We start from the raw sequence: 1591 nt of genomic DNA, 5'->3' as shown, positions 1-1591 counted from the left end.
ACCAGCCCGAGGTCGACCGCCCGACCGGCATCCCGACGCGGATCGAGGCGCAGCGCCGGGATACCCAGACGCGGCACGCCTGCGATCTCCACCCGGCCATCGTCCTGGGGGGCGAATGTCAGGATCGCCCGGTCGTCACGCTCCTGCGCCGCAGCGACACTGGTGTCAGCGGCACGAGGGGCCGTCGCGTGCAGGGGCGCGGCCGTCAGGGGCGACACGGGCGTGACGGCGAGAAGAAGACATCCGGCGACGACGGCGCGCGCGGACAGGCCGGACAGGGTCATGGCGCGGATGCTAGCCGATCGCGTCAGGGCACGGAACCTCGCCCCCGACCGCCGCAAAGGCCGCGCGACGTGAAAAAGGCACGGACAAGGCGGCACACTTTTCGCTATGACGGCCCAACCCGCCGACAGGCCGCATCGTCGTGATGCCGGGCGCGTCGGGACCCCTGCCGGATTCCCCTTCGTGCCGCTCTCGCTTCTCGCCCTCGCCCTTGCCTCGTTCGGAATCGGCACGACCGAATTCGTCATCATGGGGCTTCTGCCCCGGCTTGCCCACGATCTGGATGTCAGCATTCCGCGCGCGGGCTTTCTGGTCTCCGGCTACGCGCTCGGCGTGACCGTGGGTGCGCCGATCCTGGCGATCGCCACAGCGCGGCTGCCGCGCAAGACGGCGCTGAAACTGCTGATGATCATCTTCATCCTGGGCAATCTGTGCTGTGCGCTCGCCCCCGGTTACTGGACGCTGATGGCCGCGCGCGTGCTGACGGCTTTTTGCCACGGCGCCTTTTTCGGCACGGCCGCCGTCGTGGCGGCGGATCTGGTGCCGCGCGACCGCCGGGCACAGGCCCTGTCGCTGGTCTTCGCGGGGCTGACGCTGGCCAATGTCTTCGGCGTGCCGCTGGGCACGGCGCTGGGCCAGTGGGCGGGGTGGCGTTCGACCTTTCTGGCGGTGTGCGCCATCGGCGTGGTCGCCTATGTCGCGATGATCATCTGGGTGCCGGACACGTCGACTGGCACGCGCATCCGCATCACGTCCGAACTTGGCGTCATCCGGCGGCGTCCGGTGATGCTGACGATGATCATCTCGGTCATCTGTTCGGCCAGCCTGTTCAGCCTGTTCACCTATATCGCACCGCTGCTCGAAACCCGCGCGGGCCTGTCGCCGCATATGGTCACCATCGCGCTGCTGCTGTTCGGCGCGGGGCTGACCCTGGGCAATCTGTGCGGCGGACGGCTGGCGGACTGGAAACTGCTGCCGTCGGTCATGGGGATCCTGGTGGTGTCGATCCTGACGCTGCTGCTGTTCCTGATCACCGACCAGTATGAAGTGCCCGCGATGTTCACGCTGTTCACGTGGGGGGCGATCGTCTTCGCGCTTGTGCCGCCGCTGCAGTATCGCGTGGTGTTGACCGCGCGCGAGGCCCCGAACATGGCGTCGACCCTCAACCAGGGCGCCTTCAATCTGGGCAACGCGATCGGCGCATGGCTCGGCGGCCTCGTGGTGCCGACGGCGTGGTCGTACGGGGCGCTGCCGCTGGTGGCAGCGGTGCTGGCGGCCGTGGCGCTCGCACTGACGTGGCGGGCCTGGC

2 protein-coding genes are annotated in these 1591 nt (G+C 69.0%); one reads left to right on the top strand and one right to left on the bottom strand.

Going from position 1 to position 1591, the window contains the following annotated elements:
• Window positions 1–284: hypothetical protein (locus HUK82_RS16430; protein WP_176614940.1), on the bottom strand; the 284-nt coding region annotated here is incomplete at its 3' end.
• A gap of 181 nt (window positions 285–465) precedes the next feature.
• Between HUK82_RS16430 and HUK82_RS16425 the strand changes: the two genes are divergently transcribed.
• Window positions 466–1591 (top strand): MFS transporter (locus HUK82_RS16425; RefSeq protein ID WP_176614939.1); only part of this gene is annotated, 1126 nt, incomplete at its 3' end.

It is taken from the genome of Ameyamaea chiangmaiensis (assembly GCF_013376175.1).
GTDB classification, from domain to species: Bacteria; Pseudomonadota; Alphaproteobacteria; order Acetobacterales; family Acetobacteraceae; genus Ameyamaea; species Ameyamaea chiangmaiensis.
The sequence above is the reverse complement of the archived record's forward strand: the minus strand, read 5'-3'. Positions and strand labels throughout refer to the sequence as shown.